The sequence below is a fragment of the Streptomyces millisiae genome, from assembly GCF_031845425.1.
Lineage (GTDB): Bacteria > Actinomycetota > Actinomycetes > Streptomycetales > Streptomycetaceae > Streptomyces > Streptomyces millisiae.
The window spans coordinates 149,995-169,252 of the sequence record NZ_JAVREM010000009.1 but is presented as its reverse complement, the minus strand read 5'-3'; the positions used below and the strand labels follow the sequence as shown (position 1 = coordinate 169,252).

Here is a 19,258-nt window from a genome sequence, read left to right as displayed (position 1 = left end):
GCCCTGGTGGGCCAGGCCGTTCGCCGGCTGCCGGCGGCGAGGATTCGGCTGGTGAGCCGCGGTGGGTCGGCCCTGGCGGGCCGTCCGGTTCCGGTGGTCGTGCGGGGGTCGGTTCTCGGGAGGGAGTTGGCCCTGGCGGATCAGTCGGTGCGCGCACCGCGGGCGGCGGCGGTGTGGCCGGGGGCTCGGGGCGGGTTGGTCCCGGTGGGCCCGCGGTCGGTTCTCGTTCGGCCGGGGGCTCGCGGGGAGTTGGCTCTGGCGGGCCAGGCCGTTCGCCGGCTGCCGGTGGCGAGGATTCGGCTGGTGAGCCGCGGTGGGTCGGCCCTGGCGGGCCGTCCGGTTCCGGTGGTCGTGCGGGGGTCGGCCCTGGCGGGCCAGCCGCCGGAGGCGGTGGCGCGGTCACGGGCCCGTGGCCCACCGGCCGGCGTGGCCCGCGCCGGGCAGGCGTGCGTGGCGCCGCGCTGGCGCTCGGTGCGGTCGCCGCTCTCGCGGCGCTCGCGCTCGCCGCGCTCACGCTCAGCGCGCTGCGCGACGGCGGTGAGTCGCCCGTGGCGGACGACGCGCCGCCGGAGGGCGGCGCCGAGATCGCGCCGTTGACGTGGGACACGCGCTCGCACGTGTGGGCCGGTGGCTGCGGGCACCGTTATCTGGTCGACCGTGACCCGGCCGAGGTGCCGGCCCCGCCGGTCGCGCAGGACGCGGACCGGTGGGCCGGCGAACTCGACGCCGTGCACGGCGGATCCACCATCGTGGAGACCACCCTTCGAACCGGCGGCCGGCAGGCCGTCGTCGTCGAGGCCGTGCACATCCGCGTCGTCGAGCGGCGCGCGCCGCTCGCGTGGCCGGCGTTCGACATGTCCCCCGGCTGTGGCGGCGCCCTCACCCCGGCCGCGTTCACCGTCGACCTGGACGCCGACCGCCCGGTGGCCCACCCGCGGGACGGCTACGACGGCGAGGCGGAGGCCGAACTGCCGGCCCCCGAGCCGCCGTTCCTCGTCACCGAGGACGAGCCGCTGGTGCTGCGGGTGGGGGCGACCGCCGTCGACTGCGACTGCGACTGGTACGTCGAGGTGGACTGGGCCAGCGGCGCCGACAGCGGCATGGCGCGGATCGACGACGCCGGTCGCCCGTTCCGCACCAGCGGGGTGACCGCCCCAGGGGACGTCTACGGCTACGAGTACACCGAGCAGCGCTGGGAGCGCGGCCACGGCGGGTGACGTCAGGCCGTGGCGCGGTGCCGGACACCGTGCACGGCGGCGATGACCGCGGTGGCCGCCGCCGCTATGGAGGCGATGACAAAGCAGGTCACGTAGGCGTCGACGCTCGGCACCTCGGTGCCCGGGATGACGTCGCCGACCAGGATGGCCGCGGTCGCCGCGCTGGCCAGGCTGCCGCCGGCCGTCCGCACCAGCGAGTTGACGCCGCTGGCGATGCCGCTCGACTCCATCGGCACGTGCTGCACGGCGAGGGTGCCGAGCGCCGCGTAGGCGATGCCGAAGCCGACGCCCTGGATCCCGCTGAAGACGAGGAAGTCGCCGACCGAGCCGTGCCGGAGCGCGAGCCACAGGTAGGCGAGGGCGGCGAAGGCCGAGCCGATCGCCAGCGTCCTGGCGGCGCCGAGCTTGGCCTCGAAGCGGCCGGCGAGGGCGGAGAAGAACAGCATGGTGAAGGTGGACGGCAGCATGTAGAGGCCGACGTCGAGCACCGATCCTGACAGGCCGTAGCCGACGGCCTCCTCGGGCGTCTGGATGAAGTTGGACACCAGCTGGAAGGCCGCGAACATCGCGAAGCCGAGCAGCAGCGAGGCCAGGTTGGCCGACAGCGACTTCGGGCCGACCAGCAGCCGCAGCCGCACCAGCGGTTCGGCGACCCGCAGTTGCACCAGGACCCAGACCACGCACAGCACGACCGCCGCCGCGAACAGGCCGAGGATGCGGCCGTCGGTCCAACCCCAGGCGTTGCCCTGGCTGATGCCCAGCAGCAGGCTCACCAGGAAGCCGGCGAGCAGCAGGGCGCCGGGGAGGTCGGGGCGGCCGCCGGTGCGCGAGGCGGACTCGGCGGTGCAGACCACCACGAAGCCCAGGCCGACGGCGCCCATCGCGGCCGAGATCCAGAACACCGGGTGGTGGGTGTCGGTGTTGTCGGCGATCACGCCGGTGACCAGCATGCCGGCGGCGCCGCCCACGCCCATCGTGGCGCTGACCACGCCGATCGCGGTGGTGACCCGCTCGCGCGGGAAGGTGTCCCTGATCATGCCGATGGCCAGCGGGATCACGGCGGCGGCCGCGCCCTGGAGCGCGCGTCCCGCGATCATCACGGCGAGCGAGTCGGAGAGCGCGCAGACCACCGAGCCGGCCACCAGCAGGGCCATGGTCAGCGTGATCATCCGCTTCTTGCCGTACATGTCGCCGAAGCGGGAGAGGAGCGGGGTGGCGACCGCGCCCGCCAGCAGCGTGGCGGTGAAGACCCAGGCGACCGACGTCACGGTGGCGTCGAAGGTCTGTGCCAGCCGGGGCAACAGCGGGAGCACCAGGGTCTGCTGCAGTGAGACGACGAGGCCGCAGACGGCGAGCGCCAGCATCGTCAGGCCGGGTCGGGTCGTCGTCGCGCGGTCGACGCGATCCGGCGAGGCCGCCGTGATGGTGGTGTCTGTCACAGGGGAGCTCCTGTTTCCTGTTCTTCCACGCTTTACTTAACTCAGGAAAATAGTAGCTTACTTGACTTAGGCAATGAGCTGGTAAAATGGGTCCATGGCCACACCGCAGCAGCCGGACGCCCCCGTCCCGGCCGAAGTGATCCAGATCGAGCGCGAGTTGCATCGCATCTCCTATCTGAGCAGCCGAGCCAGACAGCACGATCGGATGATGGCCCTGGCCGGCGTGCCGCTCGACCGGGCCGCCGTGTCGCTGCTGCGCGCCCTCGCCGACGTCGAGCGGTTGCGGGTGGGGGAGTTGGCCTCCCGGCTCAACGTGGAGGCGCCGCACGTCACCCGCCAGGCCCAGCGTCTGGAGCGGGCCGGCTATGTGGAGCGGGTCCCCGATCCGGACGACGGCCGTGCCCAGTTGATCCGCCTCACCCCCACCGGCCGGGACGCCGTCGACCGGATCCGCGAGACCTCGCGGCGCGGCATGTGGGCCGCCCTGTCCCACTGGGACACGGAGGACCTGCGGCGGCTTGCCGGCCTCTTCCAGCGGATGGTCGACGACTTTCTCGACTACGCCGCCGCCAACGAGTCCCAGGAGCCCTCGCGATCTCCTGCCGGACATGACGCATGAGCCACGCCGGACGGGCGCTCTCGCGCGGGACGGCGGCACGCCACCGCCGACCCGCGGAGCCGGCCAGCACGTGCTGGTCGTCGCCCCCGACCCCGGCACCCACGAGCTCCTCGCGACCACCCTGCACCTCGCCGGCTACCGCGTCGGGACCGCCGGCACCCGCGCCGAGGCCCTGGCCCGGGTCGCCGAGCACCGCTTCGACCTGGTGGTGGTCGACGTCGTCCTGCCGGACGGCACCGACTTCACCGTCTTCCGCCACCGCGCCCGTGGCCGTCCCCGGGTGCTGCTGTTGACCGCCCACGAGACGCTCTCCAGCGTCGTCCCCCGGCTCGGCGACGGCGTGGACGACTATGTCACCAAGCCGTTCCGGGTCGCCGAAGTGCTGGCCAGGGCCCATGTGTTACTCCGGCGGGGCGGCCCGACGCGGGCCGAACCGCCACCCGGCTACGCCGACCTGACGCTCGACGACGTCACCTGCCGGGCCCGCCGCGGCGGCCGGGCCCTCGACCTCACCCCAGCCGAGTACCGGTTGCTGCGCTACCTGCTGGCCAACGCCGAACAGGTGATCACCAAGGAACAGATCCGCTACCACGTCTGGGGCGAGTTCCGCGGCGACAACGCCATCGAGAAGCTGGTCTCCCGCCTCCGCCGCAAGGTCAACCAGCACGAACCCGCCCTCATCCACACCCGCCGCGGCTTCGGCTACTGGCTCGGCAGGGCGTGATCCCCGTCACGTCAGCTCGCCGTCAGGCAGCCGGCCGGAAGCCGTCAGCACCGACCGCTTACCTGGGCACCCGGACCACAGGACGAGGCGCCGCCACCAGCCGGCCGGCGCCGACGACGAGCGGGAGGCACGACCGTGAGCGAGTACCCGGGACTGAGGAACGCCGCGGCCGTCGTCACCGGCGGCGGCTCCGGCATCGGCCGGGCCACCGCCCTGGCGCTGGCCGCGTCCGGCGCCCGCGTCGTCGTCGCCGACTTGGAAGGACCGGCGGCCGAGCGGGTCCGCGCGGCGATCGAGTCCGCCGGCGGCACCGCCGTCACGGTCGTCGGCGACCTCGGCGACCAGGCCGTCGTCGACGCGGTGATCGCCACCGCCGTCACGGAGTTCGGCACGCTGGACGTGCTGGTCAACAACGCCGGCGTGATGGACGACCTCGCCGCCACCGCGGACGTCACCGACGAGGCGTGGGAGCGGCTGCTCGCCGTCAACCTCACCGCGCCGTTCCGCCTCACCCGCGCCGCCCTGCCCGTCATGCTCGCCCAGGGGCGCGGCGCGATCGTGAACACCGCCTCCGAGGCCGCGCTGCGCGGCAGCGCGGCCGGCACCGCCTACACCGTCTCCAAGTGGGGCCTCGCGGGGCTGACCCTCTCCACCGCCGTCATGTACCGCGGCACCGGGATCCGGGTCAACGCCGTGGCCCCCGGCGGCACCCGCACCAACATCAGCGTGACCCCGGGCCCCGGGCGCGGCCCCGAGGTGTTCGCGGCGCACGCCGCCGCCGTCGGCCGGGTCGCCGAGCCCGAGGAACTGGCCGCCGCCATCGTCTTCCTCGCCTCCGACGCGGCCAGCAACATCAACGGCGTCGTGCTGCCGGTGGACAACGGCTGGTCCGCGGTCTGACCTCACGCCCCACCCCCCGCACCGCACTCACCGACCCCCACGGAGAGGACCGGAATGCCGGTATCCGACACCCGCCTTCCCGACCCCGACGCGCTCGGCTTCGATCCCGAGGCCCTGCGCGCCCGCTACCGCGCCGAGCGCGAGCGCCGCACAGGACCCGACAGCGGCCGCCGGTACCGGCCCGCCGCCGGCGACTTCGGCTACTACGTCGACGACCCCTACACCGCCCCCGCCGCCCTCCGGGAGCCGCTGCTCGACCGGGTCGACGCCGTGGTCGTCGGCGGCGGCTTCGGCGGGCTGCTCGCCGCCGCCCGGCTGCGCGAGGCCGGACTCGCCCGCGTCCGGGTGGTCGAGAGGGGCGGCGACTTCGGCGGCACCTGGTACTGGAATCGCTACCCGGGCGTCCACTGCGACATCGAGTCCTATGTGTACATGCCGCTGCTGGAGGAGGTCGGCCACATCCCGAAGTGGCGGTACGCGCCGGGGGAGGAGATCAGGCAGCACGCGCGCGCCATCGGCCGCCACTACGACCTCTACGCGGAGGCCTGCTTCCAGACCGAGGTCACCGGCCTCCGCTGGGACGACACGGAGCGCGAGTGGACCGTGGAGACCGACCGCGGCGACCGCGTCAGGGCCCGCCACGTGGTGCTCTCCGGCGGCCCGTTCGGCCGCCCCAAGCTCCCCGGCATCCCCGGCATCGAGACGTTCACCGGCCACACCTTCCACACCAGCCGCTGGGACTACGGCTACACCGGCGGCGGCCCGGACGGCGGCCTGCACCGGCTGGCCGACAAGCGGGTCGGCGTCATCGGCACCGGCGCCACCGCCGTCCAGTGCGTGCCGCACCTGGCCGAGGCCGCCCACCGGCTCTACGTCTTCCAGCGCACCCCGTCCTCCGTCGACGTCCGCGACAACCGCCCCACCGACCCCGACTGGGCCGCCGCCCTCACCCCGGGCTGGCACCACCGCCGCCGCGAGAACTTCCTCGCCGTGCTCGGCGGCGCCGCCGAGGAGGACCTCGTCGGCGACGGCTGGACCGCGAGCGCCCGGCTGCTCGGCACCCTGATGGGCGGCGTCGACCCCGTGCCCGACCAGGCGCAGCTGTCCGCGGAGGAACGCGAACTCGCCGCCGAACTCGCCGACTTCCGCAAGATGAACGAGATCCGCGCCCGCGTCGACCGGCTCGTGCGCGACCCGGCGACGGCCGAGGCGCTCAAGCCCTGGTACCGGTACGCCTGCAAGCGCCCGACCTTCAGCGACAGCTACCTGCAGGCCTTCAACCGGCCGGGCACGACGCTCGTCGACGCCGGGAACCACGGCGTCGAGCGCCTCACCGAGACCGCCGTGGTCGTCGACGGCGTCCCCTACGAGGTCGACTGCGTGATCTTCGCCACCGGCTTCGACCTCACGCTGCCCACCGGCGCCCGCACCGGCTTCCCCGTGCGGGGACGGGACGGCCGCACCCTCGCCGAGCACTGGAGCCGAGGGCCGCGCACCCTGCACGGCTTCTACAGCCACGGCTTCCCCAACCTGTTCCACCTCGGCTCGCTGCAGAACGCCACCTCGGTGAACTTCACCCACCTCCTCGACGAACAGGCCGTCCACATCGCCGAGGTCGTCGCCGCGGCCGCCAAGCGCCCAGGCGCCGTCGTGGAGCCCACCGCCGAGGCGGAGGAGGAGTGGGCCGCCACGCTCCGCGAACACGCCCGCGACAACTCGGCGTTCCACGAGCAGTGCACCCCCGGCTACTACAACAACGAGGGCCGGGTCAGGCGCGGCCCGAGCGTGCACGGCTACGGCGCGGGCCCCGCCGCCTTCCACCGGTTGATCAGGCGCTGGCGCGCGGAGGGAGGCATCGACGGTGTCCTCGTCGACTGACACCAGGAGCAGCCGCTTCGACCCCACCGGCGCCTGGCGCCCGCACACCGGTGAGGGTTGGCGGGCCGCGCGCCTCAACCACCCCAATCCGCTGTGGGGTTCCAACGGCGTCGCGTTCGGCCCCGACGGCCGCCTGTACGTCGCCCAGTTCCTCGCGGGCCGGATCAGCGCCCTCGACCCCGCCACCGGCGACGTGGAGACCGTGGTCGGCCCGGGCAGCCCCGTCCAGGCCCCCGACGACCTGGCGTTCGGCGCGGACGGCGCCATGTACATCGCCGACCTCACCCCGGGCCGCGTCTGGCGGCGCGACCCGGCCGGCAGCTACACGCTGGTCAGCGACGCGGTCGCCCAGCCCAACGGCATCACCTGCGTCGGCGACCGGCTCTTCGTCAACGAGATGCGGGTCGAGGGCCGGCTGGTCGAGCTCTTCCCCGACGGCCGCGACCCGGTGGTGCTCGCCGACGACCTGGCCTTCGGCAACGCCATGCAGCGCGGCCCCGACGGCCGGCTCTACTACCCGCACATGCTCACCGGCCAGGTGTGGCGGGTGCACCCCGACGGCGGCCCGCCCGAGCTGTTCGCCGACCGGGTGGACGAACCGGTCGCGGTCCGCTTCGACCGGGGAGGCGCGCTGGTGGTCCTCTCGCGCGGCCCGGCCGGCGTGCTCACCCGGATCGACCCCGACGGCGGGCGGCGCACCACGCTGGCCACCGGCGTCACCGGGCTCGACAACGCCGCCTTCGACGCCGAGAACCGGATGTTCGTCTCCAGCTACGCCAGCGGCGGCCTCACCGAGGTCCGCCCCGACGGCCGCACCAGGGAGGTCGTGCCCCGCGGCCTCAACGGCCCGTTCGGGATCACCGTGGACCTCGGCGGCCGGGTGCACGCCGCCGACCACTTCAGCCTCACCAGCGCCCCGCTGCCCGACCCGGGAACGCCGGCCGCGTCCCAACCGGCCTGGCCGGACGAGGCGTTGACCCGTCGCCTGATCATCTTCGCACACGGCGTGACCGCCGAGGGCGGCCTGCTGCACGTCACCACCAGGCTCGGCGAGGTGCACACCCACGACCCGGCCGCCGACACCACCCGGGTGCGGGCCACCGGACTGCGGGAGCCGGTCGGCATCGTCGCCGCGCCCGACGGCACGCTGCTGGTCGCCGAGGCGGGCGCCGGCCGGGTGGTCAGGATCCACGAGGGCGGCGGCCTCACCGTGCTCGCCGAGGGGCTCGAACACCCCGTGGACGTGGCCCTGGACGCGGCCGGGCGCTGCCTGGTCAGCGACGACCGGACCGGCGCCGTGCTGCGGCTCGACGAGGACGGCGCGGCCACCACCGTGGCGGACGGCCTCGGCGCCCCGCAGGGCCTGGTGGTCGACGGCGACGCGCTGTACACCGTGGAGACCGCGCACCGCAGGCTGACGGCGATCTCGCTGACCACGGGGGAGCGGCGGGTCGTCGCCGAGCGGCTGCCGGTCGGCGAGCCGCCCGGCGCCCGCCGCGCCGAGCCGGCGGGCCCGCCGGGGGTGGTGGCGCCGCCGCCCCTCTTCGCCGGGCTCGCGCTCGCGCCCGACGGCTCGCTGCTGCTGTCGGCCAACGGCGAGGGCACCGTGCTCCGGCTCCACCGGTCGGATGACTGCGCCGACTGAGTGACTGCGCCGATCGGGTGAGCTGCGTCGATCGGGTTAGCTGCATCGATCGGGTTAGCTGCATCGATCGGGTTAAAACTGGTGGCGTGCCCGCCGTTCGCTCACCAGTCTTGACCGGTGACCAACGACTCGCACGCCCCGTTCGCCGACCCGCACTACGCCGCCTGCTACGACGCCTTCTTCCCCTGGAAGGAGCGGGAGGACTTCCACTTCTACCTGCCGCGCGTCATGGCGGCCGGCTCCGTGCTCGACCTCGGCTGCGGCACCGGGATGCTGCTGCACCACGCCCGCGAGGCCGGCCACACCGGCCGGCTCGTGGGCCTCGACCCGGCCGAGGGCATGCTGGCCCGCGCCAGACGGCGCGCCGACGTGGAGTGGATCAGGGGCGACCTGCGCTCCGTCTCCCTCGACGGCCCCTTCGACCTCGTGGTGATGGCCGGCCACGCCTTCCAGGAGCTGGTGACCGACGAGGAGCTGCGGGACACCCTGGCCGCGGTGCGCGCCGTCCTCGCCGAGGACGGCGCGTTCGGCTTCGAGACCCGCAACCCGGCGGTGCGCGGCTGGGAGAACTGGGGCCTGGAGTACGGCCTGGCGATCCAGGACCCGGCCGGCTCGGGCGGCGTGGTGCGGATGACCATCGAGGGCCGCCCCGAGGCCCGCGGGGACGTCGTCCACACCACCACCCGCATGACCGGCCCCGCCTGGCCCGGCGGCCTGGTCACCCGGGGCACGCTGCGCTTCCTGGACGCCGCCGGGCTCGACGCCGCGCTGGCCGAGGCGGGCCTCGAAGTGGCCGAGCGGTACGGCGACTTCGACGGTTCGCCGCTCACCCCGGCGAGCCACGAGATCGTCACGATCGCGCGGCCGGCGTGACGCGCACGGGTTTCCGAGGGAACGGATGTCTTGTCGTGTTCGTCAACCCCGTTGCGGGGAAAGGTGAAACGAGGGACCGGGATACCCATGCGCACTTGTGGGGCGTTAGGGTTACCCTGCCCGGACCGGGTGCCGTTGTACGGGTGGGAGAGTCATGGAGCGGATAACAGTGCGGAGCAGGCCGCCTCGAGTGCCTGCCATCAACTGCGGGAGCGGCGCCAGCAGCGCCCGCCTCGATCGCCACTTGAGCGTGCTCTCCGGCCCCGCCGTGTCGTCGCGGGAGGCCGAGGAAGCCACCACGCTGATGCGGGAGTTGACCAAGCGCGACGAGCGCGCCGCGCACACCAGCAAGGGGGCGCGCGTCTCGCTGTTCGCCCCCCTGCGGCGGCTGCGGCGCACGCTCTTCGGCGGCCGCGGCTGATCCCCTGAAGCCCCCGACCACCCGGCCGGGGGCCCTCAGCCGTCGGCCGGGGGGAGTTCGGGGGGCGCGTCGCCCGGTACCGCGTCCAACGTCCCGGAGTCCACGGTCACGGCGTCGTTCGGCACGGCGTCCACCGTCACGGCGAACGAGAACCGGTCCCCCCGGTAGTGGATCCGCGCCACGTCGACGACGCGCCCGCACTCGTCGAACACCACCCCGGTGATGTGCAGGATCGGGCTCAGCAGCGGCACCGCGAGGAGTCGGGCGGTCTCCGGATCGGCGAGCCTCGCCTGCACGGTGTTGGTGATCCGGCCGACCGCCACCCCGGCCACGTCCCGCAGCACCCGCGTCATCGGCCACCGCGCCAGCGCGGCCGGGGCGACGCGGGCCGCCACCTCGGGCCGCAGCAGGTTCTCCACCCAGTTCACCGGCTCGCCGCTCGCCCGCTCCCGGCGCAGCCGGCGGAAGCGCACCACCTCGGCGAGGTCGGGGAAGTGCCCGACCAGCTCCGGGGGCACCGGCACCGGGCCGTGGTCGAGCAGCGTCGTCGTCTCGCCCGACTGCTGCGCCACGATCGCGTCCAGCGTGCCCAGCAGCCGCACCGGCGCGGCAGGCCCTGCCGCCGGCTCGATGAAGGTGCCGCGCCGCCGGTGCCGGCTGATCAGCCCCTCCCGCTCCAGCTCCTTGAGCGCCTGGCGCATCGTCAGCACGCTCACCCCGTAGTGCCCGGCCAGCTGCTCCTCGGTGGGCAGCCGCAGCGGCGCCTCCGGGGCCCGGCCGAGTATCGAGGCGCGGAGCGACTGCGTCACCTGGTACCACAGCGGGAGCTTGCGGTTGAGCTCGAGCGGGTCGGGGGCGAAGACGGTCACGGCGGTCGCTCCGGGCATCCGGTCCACGGGAGGGGCTTGACGGCGGCTTCTAGTGGGGGAAGTGCCGTTCAAGACCCTGCCACACGTCGTCGTAGTCGCGCTGGAGATGCTCACAGTCGGCCGCCTGGCCGGTGAGGGTCACCGGCCAGCGGGTCTCGAACATGAAGGCAAGACCGTCGTCCACCTTCTGCGGCACCAACTCGGCTCCGCTGGCCCGCTCGAAGGTCTCCCGGTCGGGCCCGTGGGCGGAGAGCATGTTGTGCAGCGAGCCGCCGCCCGGCACGAAGCCGCGTGCCTTGGCGTCGTAGGCGCCCTCGATCAGGCCCATGTACTCGCTCATCACGTTGCGGTGGAAGTACGGCGGCCTGAAGGTGTCCTCGCCGACCAGCCAGCGCGGCGCGAAGACCACGAAGTCCACGTTGGCCAGGCCCGGTTGGGTGGAGGGCGAGGTCAGCACGGTGAAGATCGACGGGTCCGGGTGGTCGTAGCTGATGGAGCCCAGCACGTTGAACCGCCGCAGGTCGTAGCGGTAGGGCAGGTGGTTGCCGTGCCAGGCCACCACGTCGAGCGGTGAGTGGTCGTAGCCGGCCGCCCACAGGTTGCCGCAGAACTTGACGACCACCTCGACCGGCCGGTCGCCGTCCTCGAAGGCGGCGGTGGGGGCCTCGAAGTCCCGTGCCGCCGCGAGGCCGTTGGCGCCGATCGGGCCCAACTCGGGCAGCACGAACGGCCGGCCGTAGTTCTCGCACACGTAGCCGGCCGCCGACCCGTCCGGCAGCTCGACCCGGAACCGCACCCCGCGCGGGACCAGCGCCACCTGCCCGGGGCCGACTCGCAGCGGACCGAACTCGGTGACCAGCAGCAGCGCGCCGCGCTGCGGCACGATCAGCAGCTCGCCGTCCGCGTTCCCGAACACCCGGTCGACCATGGGGGTGTCGGCGGCGTAGAGGTGGATCGCCATGCCCTCGCGGCGGCGCGCGTCGCCGTTGCCGCCGAGCGTCCACAGGCCGGCGACGAAGTCGGTGCCGGCCGGCGGGACCGGCAGCGGGTCCCAGCGCAGCCGGTTGGGGTCGGGCACGGTCTCCTCGAACGGCGCCGCGCGCAGCCCGCCGTTCGCCGTCCTGCGGAACGGCGGGTGGGCCGCCGAGGGCCGGATCCGGTAGAGCCAGGAGCGCCGGTTGTCGGCGCGCGGCTCGGTGAACGCGCTGCCGCTCAGCTGCTCGGCGTAGAGCCCGAGCGGCGCGCGCTGCGGCGAGTTGCGCCCCTCGGGGAGCGCGCCGGGCACGGCCTCGCTCCGATGCTGGTTGCCGAAGCCCGTGAGATACCGCTCTCCGCCGCCGCCTGCCACGTTGCCGACCGTGCTCATCCCGCACTCCCGCCGCCGAGCGAACCCGCCATTCCTGTGTTCGACCGTAGGAATGGGGGTGCCGCGAAGTCAACGGGCCTGCACGGTCCTGGCCAGCAGTTCCGCCGCTCGGCCGCGGTTGCGGTACGGGCGCAGTGCCTGCCGCATCTGCCGCAGGGCGCGCTCCGCGTCCCCCGAGCGCAATCGTTCCTGCGCGTGGACGAAGGACTCCCAGGCCGCGCACGCCTCGTCCAGGTGGCCGGTGCGCAGCAGCAGTTGGCCGAACCTGGCCTGGGTGAGCGCCCGGCCCCTGACATCGCTCGCCGACCGCTCGCCCGCCGCCCGGCGCAGCGCGGCCAGCGCGCCCGGCAGGTCGCCGAGGGCCTCCAGCACCGCCGAGGTCTGGAAGTGCAGCGCGGCCACCGGATAGGCGTCGAACGGCGCCGCCGCGCAGGTGGCCCGGTCGGCGGCCCGCTCGGCCAGGCGCAGCGCGGCGAGCGCGCCCCTGCGGTCCCCGCCGAGCCCCAGCACCACCGCCAACTGCGCCTGCACATACGCCTGCTGGGCGGGCGGCGCGTCCCTGACCCCCTCCCGGGCGGCCTCCGCGAGCTGGATCGCGGGCGCCAGGTGGCCGAGCCGCTGGGCCTGCCCGCTCATCGCCCTGAGCACCACGCTCCACGCGGTGCGGTCGCCCACCTCGCCGGCCAACTGGTGGGCGAAGGCGTAGTACCGCTGCGCCGCGCCGTGCAGCAGCCCGTCCTCGTACATCCGGGCCAGCAGGAACGCCAGCCGGGAGGCCAGCACGAACAGCTCGCGGCGGGCCCGGCCCGAGCGCCGCTGGGCCAGCAGCGGCGTCACGTCGTCGGCGAGGTAGGCGGCGAGCGCGCTGCGGGCGTGCCGGCCGCCGTGGGTGTCGATGGAGGCGGCGAAGAAGCTCACCGCGTCGTGCAGCGCGGCGGTGCCCTCGCCGCGTGGCCCGGGCACCGCCGGCCGCTCGGCCGGCGGCGGCCCCGGCACCACCGCCTCGGCCACCCGGTAGGGCCGCTGGTGCAGCGGCCGGCGCCGGCTCGTGTCGCTGTCCGCGCGGCACAGGGTGGTGAAGCCGGTGACCGGGTCGAGGGGCGGCGCCTCGCGGACGCCGGCCGAGAACCCGGCGGCCTCGGGGGTGACCGCCCGGCCAAGACGGCGGGACAGCGCCTCGGCGGCCAGGTGCGGGGCCGGATGCCGGGGCTGGGTGCCGGCGAGCCAGTGCGCCACGGAGGTGCGGTCGTAGCGGAGCACGGTGCCGATCTCGCCGCCCAGCGTGTTCACGGCCCTGGCCAGGGCCTCCTGGGTCCAGCCGGCCTCGGTGAGCATGGCCCGCAGCCGGTGGTTGGGGCCGCGCCGGTTCGTCATGGTCCTGTGGTCTCACGTCGCGCGGCGGCCCGACAGGGCGCACGGGGGCATCCACGTCGACCGAACTGCCCCACGATCACCCGATCGGGTTGCTTTGGGGGGCGTTCGGTCGGCCATGCGCGAAAGCCGTGTGGCGCGCGTTGACGTTGGTGTCATGAACGACCCCAGCCTCTACGCCGCCGTCCTCGCCCCGGGCGCCCCGGCGCACACCCGCCCGCCCCAACGGCCAGCCCGCACGCCCCCGCCGCGCCACGGCCGGCCGGCGGCGGCGCTCAGCCGAGGTAGCGGGTCACGGTCTCCGCGACGCAGACCGGCTTCTCGCCGCCCTCCCGCCCGATCGTGGCGGCCAGCGTCGACTGCACGCCGCCCGGCACCCGCTCGACCGCGGCGATCCTGGCGGTGGCCCGCACCCGGGAGCCGGCGGGCAGCGGCGCCGGGAAACGCACCCGGTTCACGCCGTAGTTGAGGGCCAGCCGCACCCCCTCGACCCGCAACAGGCCGGGTACCAGCACCGGCAGCAGGGCCAGGGTCAGATAGCCGTGCGCGATGGTCGACCCGAAGGGCCCGGCGGCCGCCCGCTCCCGGTCGGTGTGGATCCACTGGTGGTCGCCGGTCGCCTCGGCGAACAGGTCGATCGCCCGCTGCTCGACGGCCAACCAGGGGCCAGGACCCAACTCCTCGCCGACGGCGGCCAGCAGGGCGTCGGGCGAGGCAAAGATCCGCGGCTCCTGCACCATGCCGGCAGGATACCGAGCCGCCCGCCGCCTTGTTGACGGTCCATCGTCAAAATGGTGGGATCGGTGGCGCGTCCCTCGACGACGCGTGGGGGCTGGCACCGCACCACCGTCCCTCGACACCGGGAGGTCCCATGCACGCCCGCACCCTCCGCCGCGCCGTCCGGGCCCTGGCCTCGGCCGGCCTGGTCACCGCGTTACTCGGCGCCGCGCCCGGCGGACCGACGCCGCTGTCCGCGCCGGCCGGCATCAGCCAGCTCTCCGCCGGCTGGTCCGTGCCCTGGGGCATGGACTGGCTGCCCGACGGCTCCGCGCTCTACGCCGAGCGCGACACCCACCGCGTCGTCCGCCTCGCCCCGAACGGCACCCGCACCGTGGTCGGCACCGTCCCCAACGTGGTCAGCGGCGGCGAGGGCGGACTGCTCGGCCTCGCCGTCTCGCCGAACTTCGCCACCGACCGGGCCTTCTACGTCTTCCACACCGCCGCGAACGACAACCGCGTCGCCCGCCTCACCTTCGACGGCACCGCGATCGGCGGCTACCAGCCCATCCTCACCGGCATCGCCAGGGCCACCTACCACAACGGCGGCCGCCTCGCGTTCGGCCCCGACGGCTACCTCTACGCCACCACCGGCGACGCCCAGCAGACCGCCCTCGCGCAGAACACCCAGTCGCTCAACGGCAAGATCCTGAGGATCACCACCACCGGCGCCCCGGCCCCCGGCAACCCGTTCGGCAACCACGTCTACTCCCTGGGCCACCGCAACCCCCAGGGCCTCGCCTGGGACGCCGCGGGCCGACTGTGGGCCGCCGAACTCGGCCAGAACACCTGGGACGAGCTCAACCTCATCCAGCAGGGCGCCAACTACGGCTGGCCCACCTGCGAGGGCACCTGTGGCCGCCCCGGCATGACCGACCCCAGGCGCACCTGGAGCACCGCCGAGGCGTCACCCAGCGGCCTCGCCTACGCCGACGGCGCCCTCTACCTGGCCGCCCTGCGCGGCCAACGCCTGTGGCGCATCCCGCTGAACGGTACCGAGGCCGGCACCCCGCAGGCGTACTACCAGAACCAGCTCGGCCGCCTCCGCACCGTCGCCACCGAACCCGGCGGCACCGCGCTGTGGCTGTCCACCAGCAACTCCGACAGCCCCGGCGCCCCCGCCGGGCGGGACGCCGTCCACCGCGTCACCCTCCGCTGAGCGTCAGCGCCAGCGCCGCCGCCGTGGCCAGCACGGCCCCGGCGGCGGCCAGCACCGTCCCGCCACCCGCCGCGCCGGGCCGCCGGTCGGTCAGCTCCCCAAGCCGCCGGTGCGCCAGCACCAGGAACCCCACCCACAGCAGCGCGGCCACCGCCACCGCCACCAGCGCGACCGGGCGCCCTTCGTCCGCGACCACGAGCGACCGGCCGGCGAGCGCCACCACCAGCGCGAACGCCAACGTGGTCCGCCGCCACGCGAGCCGGGTGCGCTCCGGCTGCGCGCCCGGATCCCGCTCCCCGGCCATCAACCGACCGCCACGGCCACGATCACCACCACCGCCGTGACCACGGTCCCCACCGCCAGCACCGCCGGGAACCGACTCATCGGCAGGTCCTCGCCGCGCCGCATCGCCCGCTCCGACCGCACCCAGTGGTTCACCGCCCGCACCGCGCACGTCGCCCCGCCGGCCAGCAACAGCACGGCCACCGCCACCCGCGGCCCCCAGCCGATGTCCGTCAGGAACTGATCGACGGCGATGCCGCCCGCGAGCAGCGCGAGCGCGGTCCGCAACCAGGCCAGGAAGGTCCGCTCGTTCGCCAACGAGAACCGGTAGTCCGGCGTCGTCCCCTCCTCCCTGACCCGCCATGGCGCGAACCACAACCGCACCGCCCGCACCATTCGCCCGATCATGCGAAAAGTCTGCCGTATGGTCGTGGCCCCGGGCCGGCCGGGCCCGCCGTGCCTACCGTGGGCGCATGGACGTCCGACACCGCCACGCGATCGTCACCGGCGGGTCGAGCGGCATCGGACTCGCCACCGCCGAACTGCTCGCCGCCCGCGGCGCCCGCGTCTCCCTGCTCGCCAGGGACCCCGACCGGCTCGCCCGCGCCACCGCCCGGCTGCGCGCCGCCGGCGCGACCGTGGCCGCCCGGCCGGCCGACGTGACCGACGCCCACGGCCTGGCGGCCGCCCTCGACGAGCTGGAGTCCGCCCAGGGCCCCTGCGACATCCTGCTGCACTCCGCGGGCGCCGTCGTCCCCGGCCACTTCCTCGACCTGGACGACGCGACCTTCCGCACGATGATGGAGGTCAACTACTTCGGCACCCTCAACGCGATGCGGCGGCTGGCCCCCGGCATGGTGAAACGCGGCCACGGCAGCGTCGTCGCCGTCTCCTCGGCCGCCGCGCTGGTGGGCGTCTTCGGCTACACCGCCTACGGCCCCGCCAAGTGCGCGGTGCGCGGCCTCATGGAGGCGGCCAGGGCCGAACTGGCCCGACACGGCGTCCACACCGGGCTCGTCCTCCCCCCGGACGTCGACACCCCCCAACTGGCCGAGGAGAACCGCCACAAACCGGCCGAGACCCGAGCCATCGCCGGCACCGTCAAACCCCTCCCACCGGCCCGGGTCGCCCGCGCCATCCTCACCGGCATCCACCGCCGCCGCTTCCTCATCTGCCCCGACCCCACGACCTGGGCCCTGGCCCACCTCGGCAGCGCCGTCACCCCGGTACTGCACCGGGTGTTCGCCCGGCGACTCAAACGGATCCGCCTGGCGGCGTGAGCGCCCCGAAGGGGCGGGATCCGCCTGGCGGCGGCAGCGCCTCGAAGGGGCACCGGGGCCTGGCGGCCCCGAGCCGTAGCCGCGGGCCCGGCCGGCCGGGGGTCGGCACCGGGCACGGCAAACGCCGGCCTGCGGCGACGCCCCGGCCGCCGGGTCCTGTCGGCCTCTACCGCACGGACCCGGGGCGTGCCCCCGGCCGGGCCGGAGCCCGGCCCCGGCCCGACGATGCGTCTGCCGGCACGGACGGTGTTCCGCGGCACCGCCATCTGCGGCGGTGCCCCAGGGGGAGTAGAGGCCGGTCCGCATCGGCTCAGGCCCTCCGCGGCGGAGCCCGGGAGGGCGGTAGCTGCCCGCTGGGACGGTGCGCTCAGTGGGCGGGCGCCGGGATCCGGCGGGGCCCCGGGGGGAGATGGTTGTCCGCTGCGGCGGTGCCCCGAGGGAGTAGGGGCCGGTCCGCATCGGCTCAGGCCCTCCGGGGTGGAGCTCGGGAGGGCGGTAGCTGTCCGCTGGGACGGTGCGCTCCGTGGGCGGGCGCCGGGGAAGGTGGTTGGCCGCCGGCTCGGTACGAGGGTCGGGGCGGGAGCCCCGAAGGAACAGGGCTGTCCGTACGACCGGCACCGGGGTCCGGGGCGGAGCCCCGAGAGAGGGGCGGCTGCCGGCACGGGGCCGCCAGGCCCCGGTGCCACTTCGGGGCGGGAGCCGCCAGGCTCACCCCGTAGATTGAGCCGCATGGGTTATGACGCGGATGTCATCGTGATCGGGGCCGGTCTTGCCGGGCTGGTGGCCGTGGCCGAGTTGGTGGAGGCGGGGCGGCGGGTCGTCCTGGTCGACCAGGAGCCCGAGGCGTCCCTCGGGGGGCAGGCGCACTGGTCGTTCGGTGGGCTCTTCCTCGTCGACAGCCCGGAGCAGCGTCGGCTCGGCGTCCGCGACAGTCGTGAACTCGCGCTGGCGGACTGGTTCGCCACCGCCGGGTTCGACCGGGACGAGGACCGCTGGCCGCGTCGTTGGGCCGAGGCGTACGTGGACTTCGCCGCCGGCGAGAAGCGGTCCTGGCTGCGGGCGCACGGGATCAAGATCTTCCCCGTCGTCGGCTGGGCCGAGCGCGGCGCCGCCGACGGGGCGGGGCCGGGCAACTCGGTGCCCCGCTTCCACATCACCTGGGGCACGGGCCCCGGCGTCCTCGCGCCCTTCGTCCGGCGCCTGCGGGAAGGCGTCGCGCGCGGCCTGGTCGAGACCCGGTTCCGGCACCGCGTCACCGGGCTCGGCCGGACCGCCGGCGTCGTGGACACCGTCACCGGCGAGGTGCTGGTGCCGAGTTCGGCGCCGCGCGGCACCGCCAGTTCGCGGGAGGCCGCCGGCACCTTCGAGCTGCGCGCCCAGGCCGTGGTCATCACCTCGGGCGGCATCGGCGGCAACGCCGAGCTCGTCCGCGCCAACTGGCCGGAACGGCTCGGCGCCCCGCCCGAGCGGCTGTTGACCGGCGTGCCCGCGCACGTCGACGGCCTGATGCTGGGCGTCGCCGAGCGCGCCGGCGCCCGGCTGATCAATCGGGACCGGATGTGGCACTACACCGAGGGCATCACCAACTGGGACCCGATCTGGCCAGGGCACGGCATCCGGGTCCTGCCGGGGCCCTCCTCGCTCTGGCTCGACCCCGCGGGACGCCGGCTGCCGGCCGGCCACGTGCCGGGCGCCGACACGCTCGGGGCCCTGGAGCACATCACCCGCGCCGGCCACGCCCACACCTGGTTCGTGCTCAACCGCCGGGTGATCGAGAAGGAGTTCGCGCTGTCGGGCTCCGAGCAGAACCCGGACCTCACCGGCAAGCACGTGCTGGAGGTGCTGGGCCGGATACGCGCCGGCGTGCCGGGCCCGGTGCGGGCGTTCCTCGACCGGGGCGCCGACTTCGTCGTCGCGCGGGACGTCGAGGAACTGGCCGCCGGCATGAACCGGGTGGCGGGCGACGAGGCGATCGACGCGGCCGAGCTGCGTCGCACCATCGAGGCCAGGGACCGCGAGATCACCGACCCGGCGGGGAGCGACCCGCAGGCGCTCACCATCCGCCACGCGCGCGGCTTCCGCGGTGAGCGCCTGGCGCGGGTGGTGCCGCCGCACGCGCTGCTCGACCCCAAGGCGGGGCCGCTGATCGCCGCCCGCCTCTCCGTCCTCACCCGCAAGACCCTCGGCGGCCTGGAGACCGACCTGTCGTCCCGGGTGCTGACGGCCGGCGGCGAGCCGCTGCCCGGCGTCTACGCGGCCGGCGAGGCGGCCGGCTTCGGCGGCGGCGGGGTGCACGGCTACCGGTCGCTGGAGGGCACCTTCCTCGGCGGCTGTCTCTTCTCGGGGCGCTCGGCCGGCCGGGCCGCCGCCGGGGCCGTGTAGCCTCGGAGCGACATCCGGCTCGACGGCATCCGGACGGCATCGGACGGCAACAGGAC

At 75.0% G+C, this 19,258-nt stretch carries 18 protein-coding genes; 11 read left to right on the top strand and 7 right to left on the bottom strand.

The genetic code is table 11. The annotated features are described in order from the left end of the window. Nucleotides 1–446: 446 nt before the first annotated feature. Complete coding sequence (locus tag RNC47_RS11465) at nucleotides 447–1,217, top strand: hypothetical protein (RefSeq protein ID WP_311597947.1); 771 nt, start codon at nucleotides 447–449, stop codon at nucleotides 1,215–1,217. A 2-nt stretch (nucleotides 1,218–1,219) separates the two neighbouring features. Here the strand turns inward: RNC47_RS11465 and RNC47_RS11460 are convergent, their stop codons facing one another. Next, entirely contained in the window at nucleotides 1,220–2,656 is a 1,437-nt protein-coding gene (locus RNC47_RS11460) for an MFS transporter (RefSeq protein ID WP_311597945.1), read from the bottom strand. Between the two features lie 94 nt (nucleotides 2,657–2,750). Here RNC47_RS11460 and RNC47_RS11455 point away from each other — a divergent pair, with 94 nt between their 5' ends. The 7 genes from RNC47_RS11455 to RNC47_RS11425 all read left to right on the top strand — a co-directional run bounded on the left by RNC47_RS11455 (nucleotide 2,751) and on the right by RNC47_RS11425 (nucleotide 9,716). Beyond that, nucleotides 2,751–3,275 (top strand): MarR family winged helix-turn-helix transcriptional regulator, encoded by a 525-nt coding sequence (locus tag RNC47_RS11455; RefSeq protein WP_311597944.1) that lies wholly within the window; start codon nucleotides 2,751–2,753, stop codon nucleotides 3,273–3,275. Beyond that, on the top strand, nucleotides 3,265–3,999 hold the full coding sequence (locus RNC47_RS11450; protein ID WP_311597943.1) for a response regulator transcription factor: 735 nt from the start codon (nucleotides 3,265–3,267) through the stop codon (nucleotides 3,997–3,999). Before RNC47_RS11455 ends, RNC47_RS11450 begins: the two co-directional genes overlap by 11 nt. Nucleotides 4,000–4,134: 135 nt before the next feature. Then, entirely contained in the window at nucleotides 4,135–4,899 is a 765-nt protein-coding gene (locus RNC47_RS11445) for an SDR family NAD(P)-dependent oxidoreductase (protein WP_311597942.1), read from the top strand. 54 nt (nucleotides 4,900–4,953) lie between these two features. Beyond that, nucleotides 4,954–6,777 (top strand): flavin-containing monooxygenase, encoded by a 1,824-nt coding sequence (locus RNC47_RS11440; RefSeq protein ID WP_311597940.1) that lies wholly within the window; start codon nucleotides 4,954–4,956, stop codon nucleotides 6,775–6,777. Continuing rightward, entirely contained in the window at nucleotides 6,761–8,422 is a 1,662-nt protein-coding gene (locus tag RNC47_RS11435) for an SMP-30/gluconolactonase/LRE family protein (protein WP_311597938.1), read from the top strand. Before RNC47_RS11440 ends, RNC47_RS11435 begins: the two co-directional genes overlap by 17 nt. 117 nt (nucleotides 8,423–8,539) lie before the next feature. After that, nucleotides 8,540–9,295 (top strand): class I SAM-dependent methyltransferase, encoded by a 756-nt coding sequence (locus tag RNC47_RS11430; protein ID WP_311597936.1) that lies wholly within the window; start codon nucleotides 8,540–8,542, stop codon nucleotides 9,293–9,295. A gap of 154 nt (nucleotides 9,296–9,449) precedes the next feature. After that, entirely contained in the window at nucleotides 9,450–9,716 is a 267-nt protein-coding gene (locus RNC47_RS11425) for a hypothetical protein (protein WP_311597934.1), read from the top strand. A 35-nt stretch (nucleotides 9,717–9,751) separates the two neighbouring features. On the opposite strand, the gene RNC47_RS11420 is transcribed toward RNC47_RS11425, so the two are convergent. The 4 genes from RNC47_RS11420 to RNC47_RS11405 form a co-directional block, all read right to left on the bottom strand. Further along, a complete protein-coding gene (locus tag RNC47_RS11420) occupies nucleotides 9,752–10,603 on the bottom strand; it encodes a GntR family transcriptional regulator (protein WP_311597933.1) in 852 nt (283 codons plus the stop codon). 31 nt (nucleotides 10,604–10,634) lie between these two features. Next, nucleotides 10,635–11,951 (bottom strand): homogentisate 1,2-dioxygenase, encoded by a 1,317-nt coding sequence (gene hmgA / locus RNC47_RS11415; protein ID WP_311597932.1) that lies wholly within the window; start codon nucleotides 11,949–11,951, stop codon nucleotides 10,635–10,637. Between the two features lie 69 nt (nucleotides 11,952–12,020). Beyond that, nucleotides 12,021–13,325, bottom strand: a complete 1,305-nt coding sequence (locus RNC47_RS11410) for a hypothetical protein (protein ID WP_311597930.1) — start codon at nucleotides 13,323–13,325, stop codon at nucleotides 12,021–12,023. Between the two features lie 272 nt (nucleotides 13,326–13,597). Next, the gene (locus RNC47_RS11405; protein ID WP_311597957.1) at nucleotides 13,598–14,059 is read right to left on the bottom strand and encodes a MaoC family dehydratase; all 462 of its coding nucleotides are present in this window, start codon (nucleotides 14,057–14,059) and stop codon (nucleotides 13,598–13,600) included. 134 nt (nucleotides 14,060–14,193) lie between these two features. Between RNC47_RS11405 and RNC47_RS11400 the strand changes: the two genes are divergently transcribed. Further along, nucleotides 14,194–15,258 (top strand): PQQ-dependent sugar dehydrogenase, encoded by a 1,065-nt coding sequence (locus RNC47_RS11400; protein WP_311597929.1) that lies wholly within the window; start codon nucleotides 14,194–14,196, stop codon nucleotides 15,256–15,258. Here RNC47_RS11400 and RNC47_RS11395 read toward each other — a convergent pair. After that, nucleotides 15,245–15,562, bottom strand: coding sequence for a DUF202 domain-containing protein (locus tag RNC47_RS11395; RefSeq protein ID WP_311597927.1), 318 nt, complete (start codon nucleotides 15,560–15,562; stop codon nucleotides 15,245–15,247). The two genes, RNC47_RS11400 and RNC47_RS11395, sit on opposite strands and share 14 nt — an antisense overlap. Continuing rightward, the gene (locus tag RNC47_RS11390) at nucleotides 15,562–15,945 is read right to left on the bottom strand and encodes a YidH family protein (RefSeq protein WP_394814759.1); all 384 of its coding nucleotides are present in this window, start codon (nucleotides 15,943–15,945) and stop codon (nucleotides 15,562–15,564) included. The genes RNC47_RS11395 and RNC47_RS11390 overlap by 1 nt, the downstream gene beginning before the upstream one ends. Before the next feature lie 68 nt (nucleotides 15,946–16,013). Here RNC47_RS11390 and RNC47_RS11385 point away from each other — a divergent pair, with 68 nt between their 5' ends. Further along, entirely contained in the window at nucleotides 16,014–16,820 is an 807-nt protein-coding gene (locus RNC47_RS11385; RefSeq protein WP_311597923.1) for an SDR family NAD(P)-dependent oxidoreductase, read from the top strand. Nucleotides 16,821–17,549: 729 nt separating this feature from the next. Beyond that, entirely contained in the window at nucleotides 17,550–19,202 is a 1,653-nt protein-coding gene (locus tag RNC47_RS11380; protein ID WP_311597921.1) for an FAD-binding dehydrogenase, read from the top strand. Nucleotides 19,203–19,258: the final 56 nt, after the last annotated feature.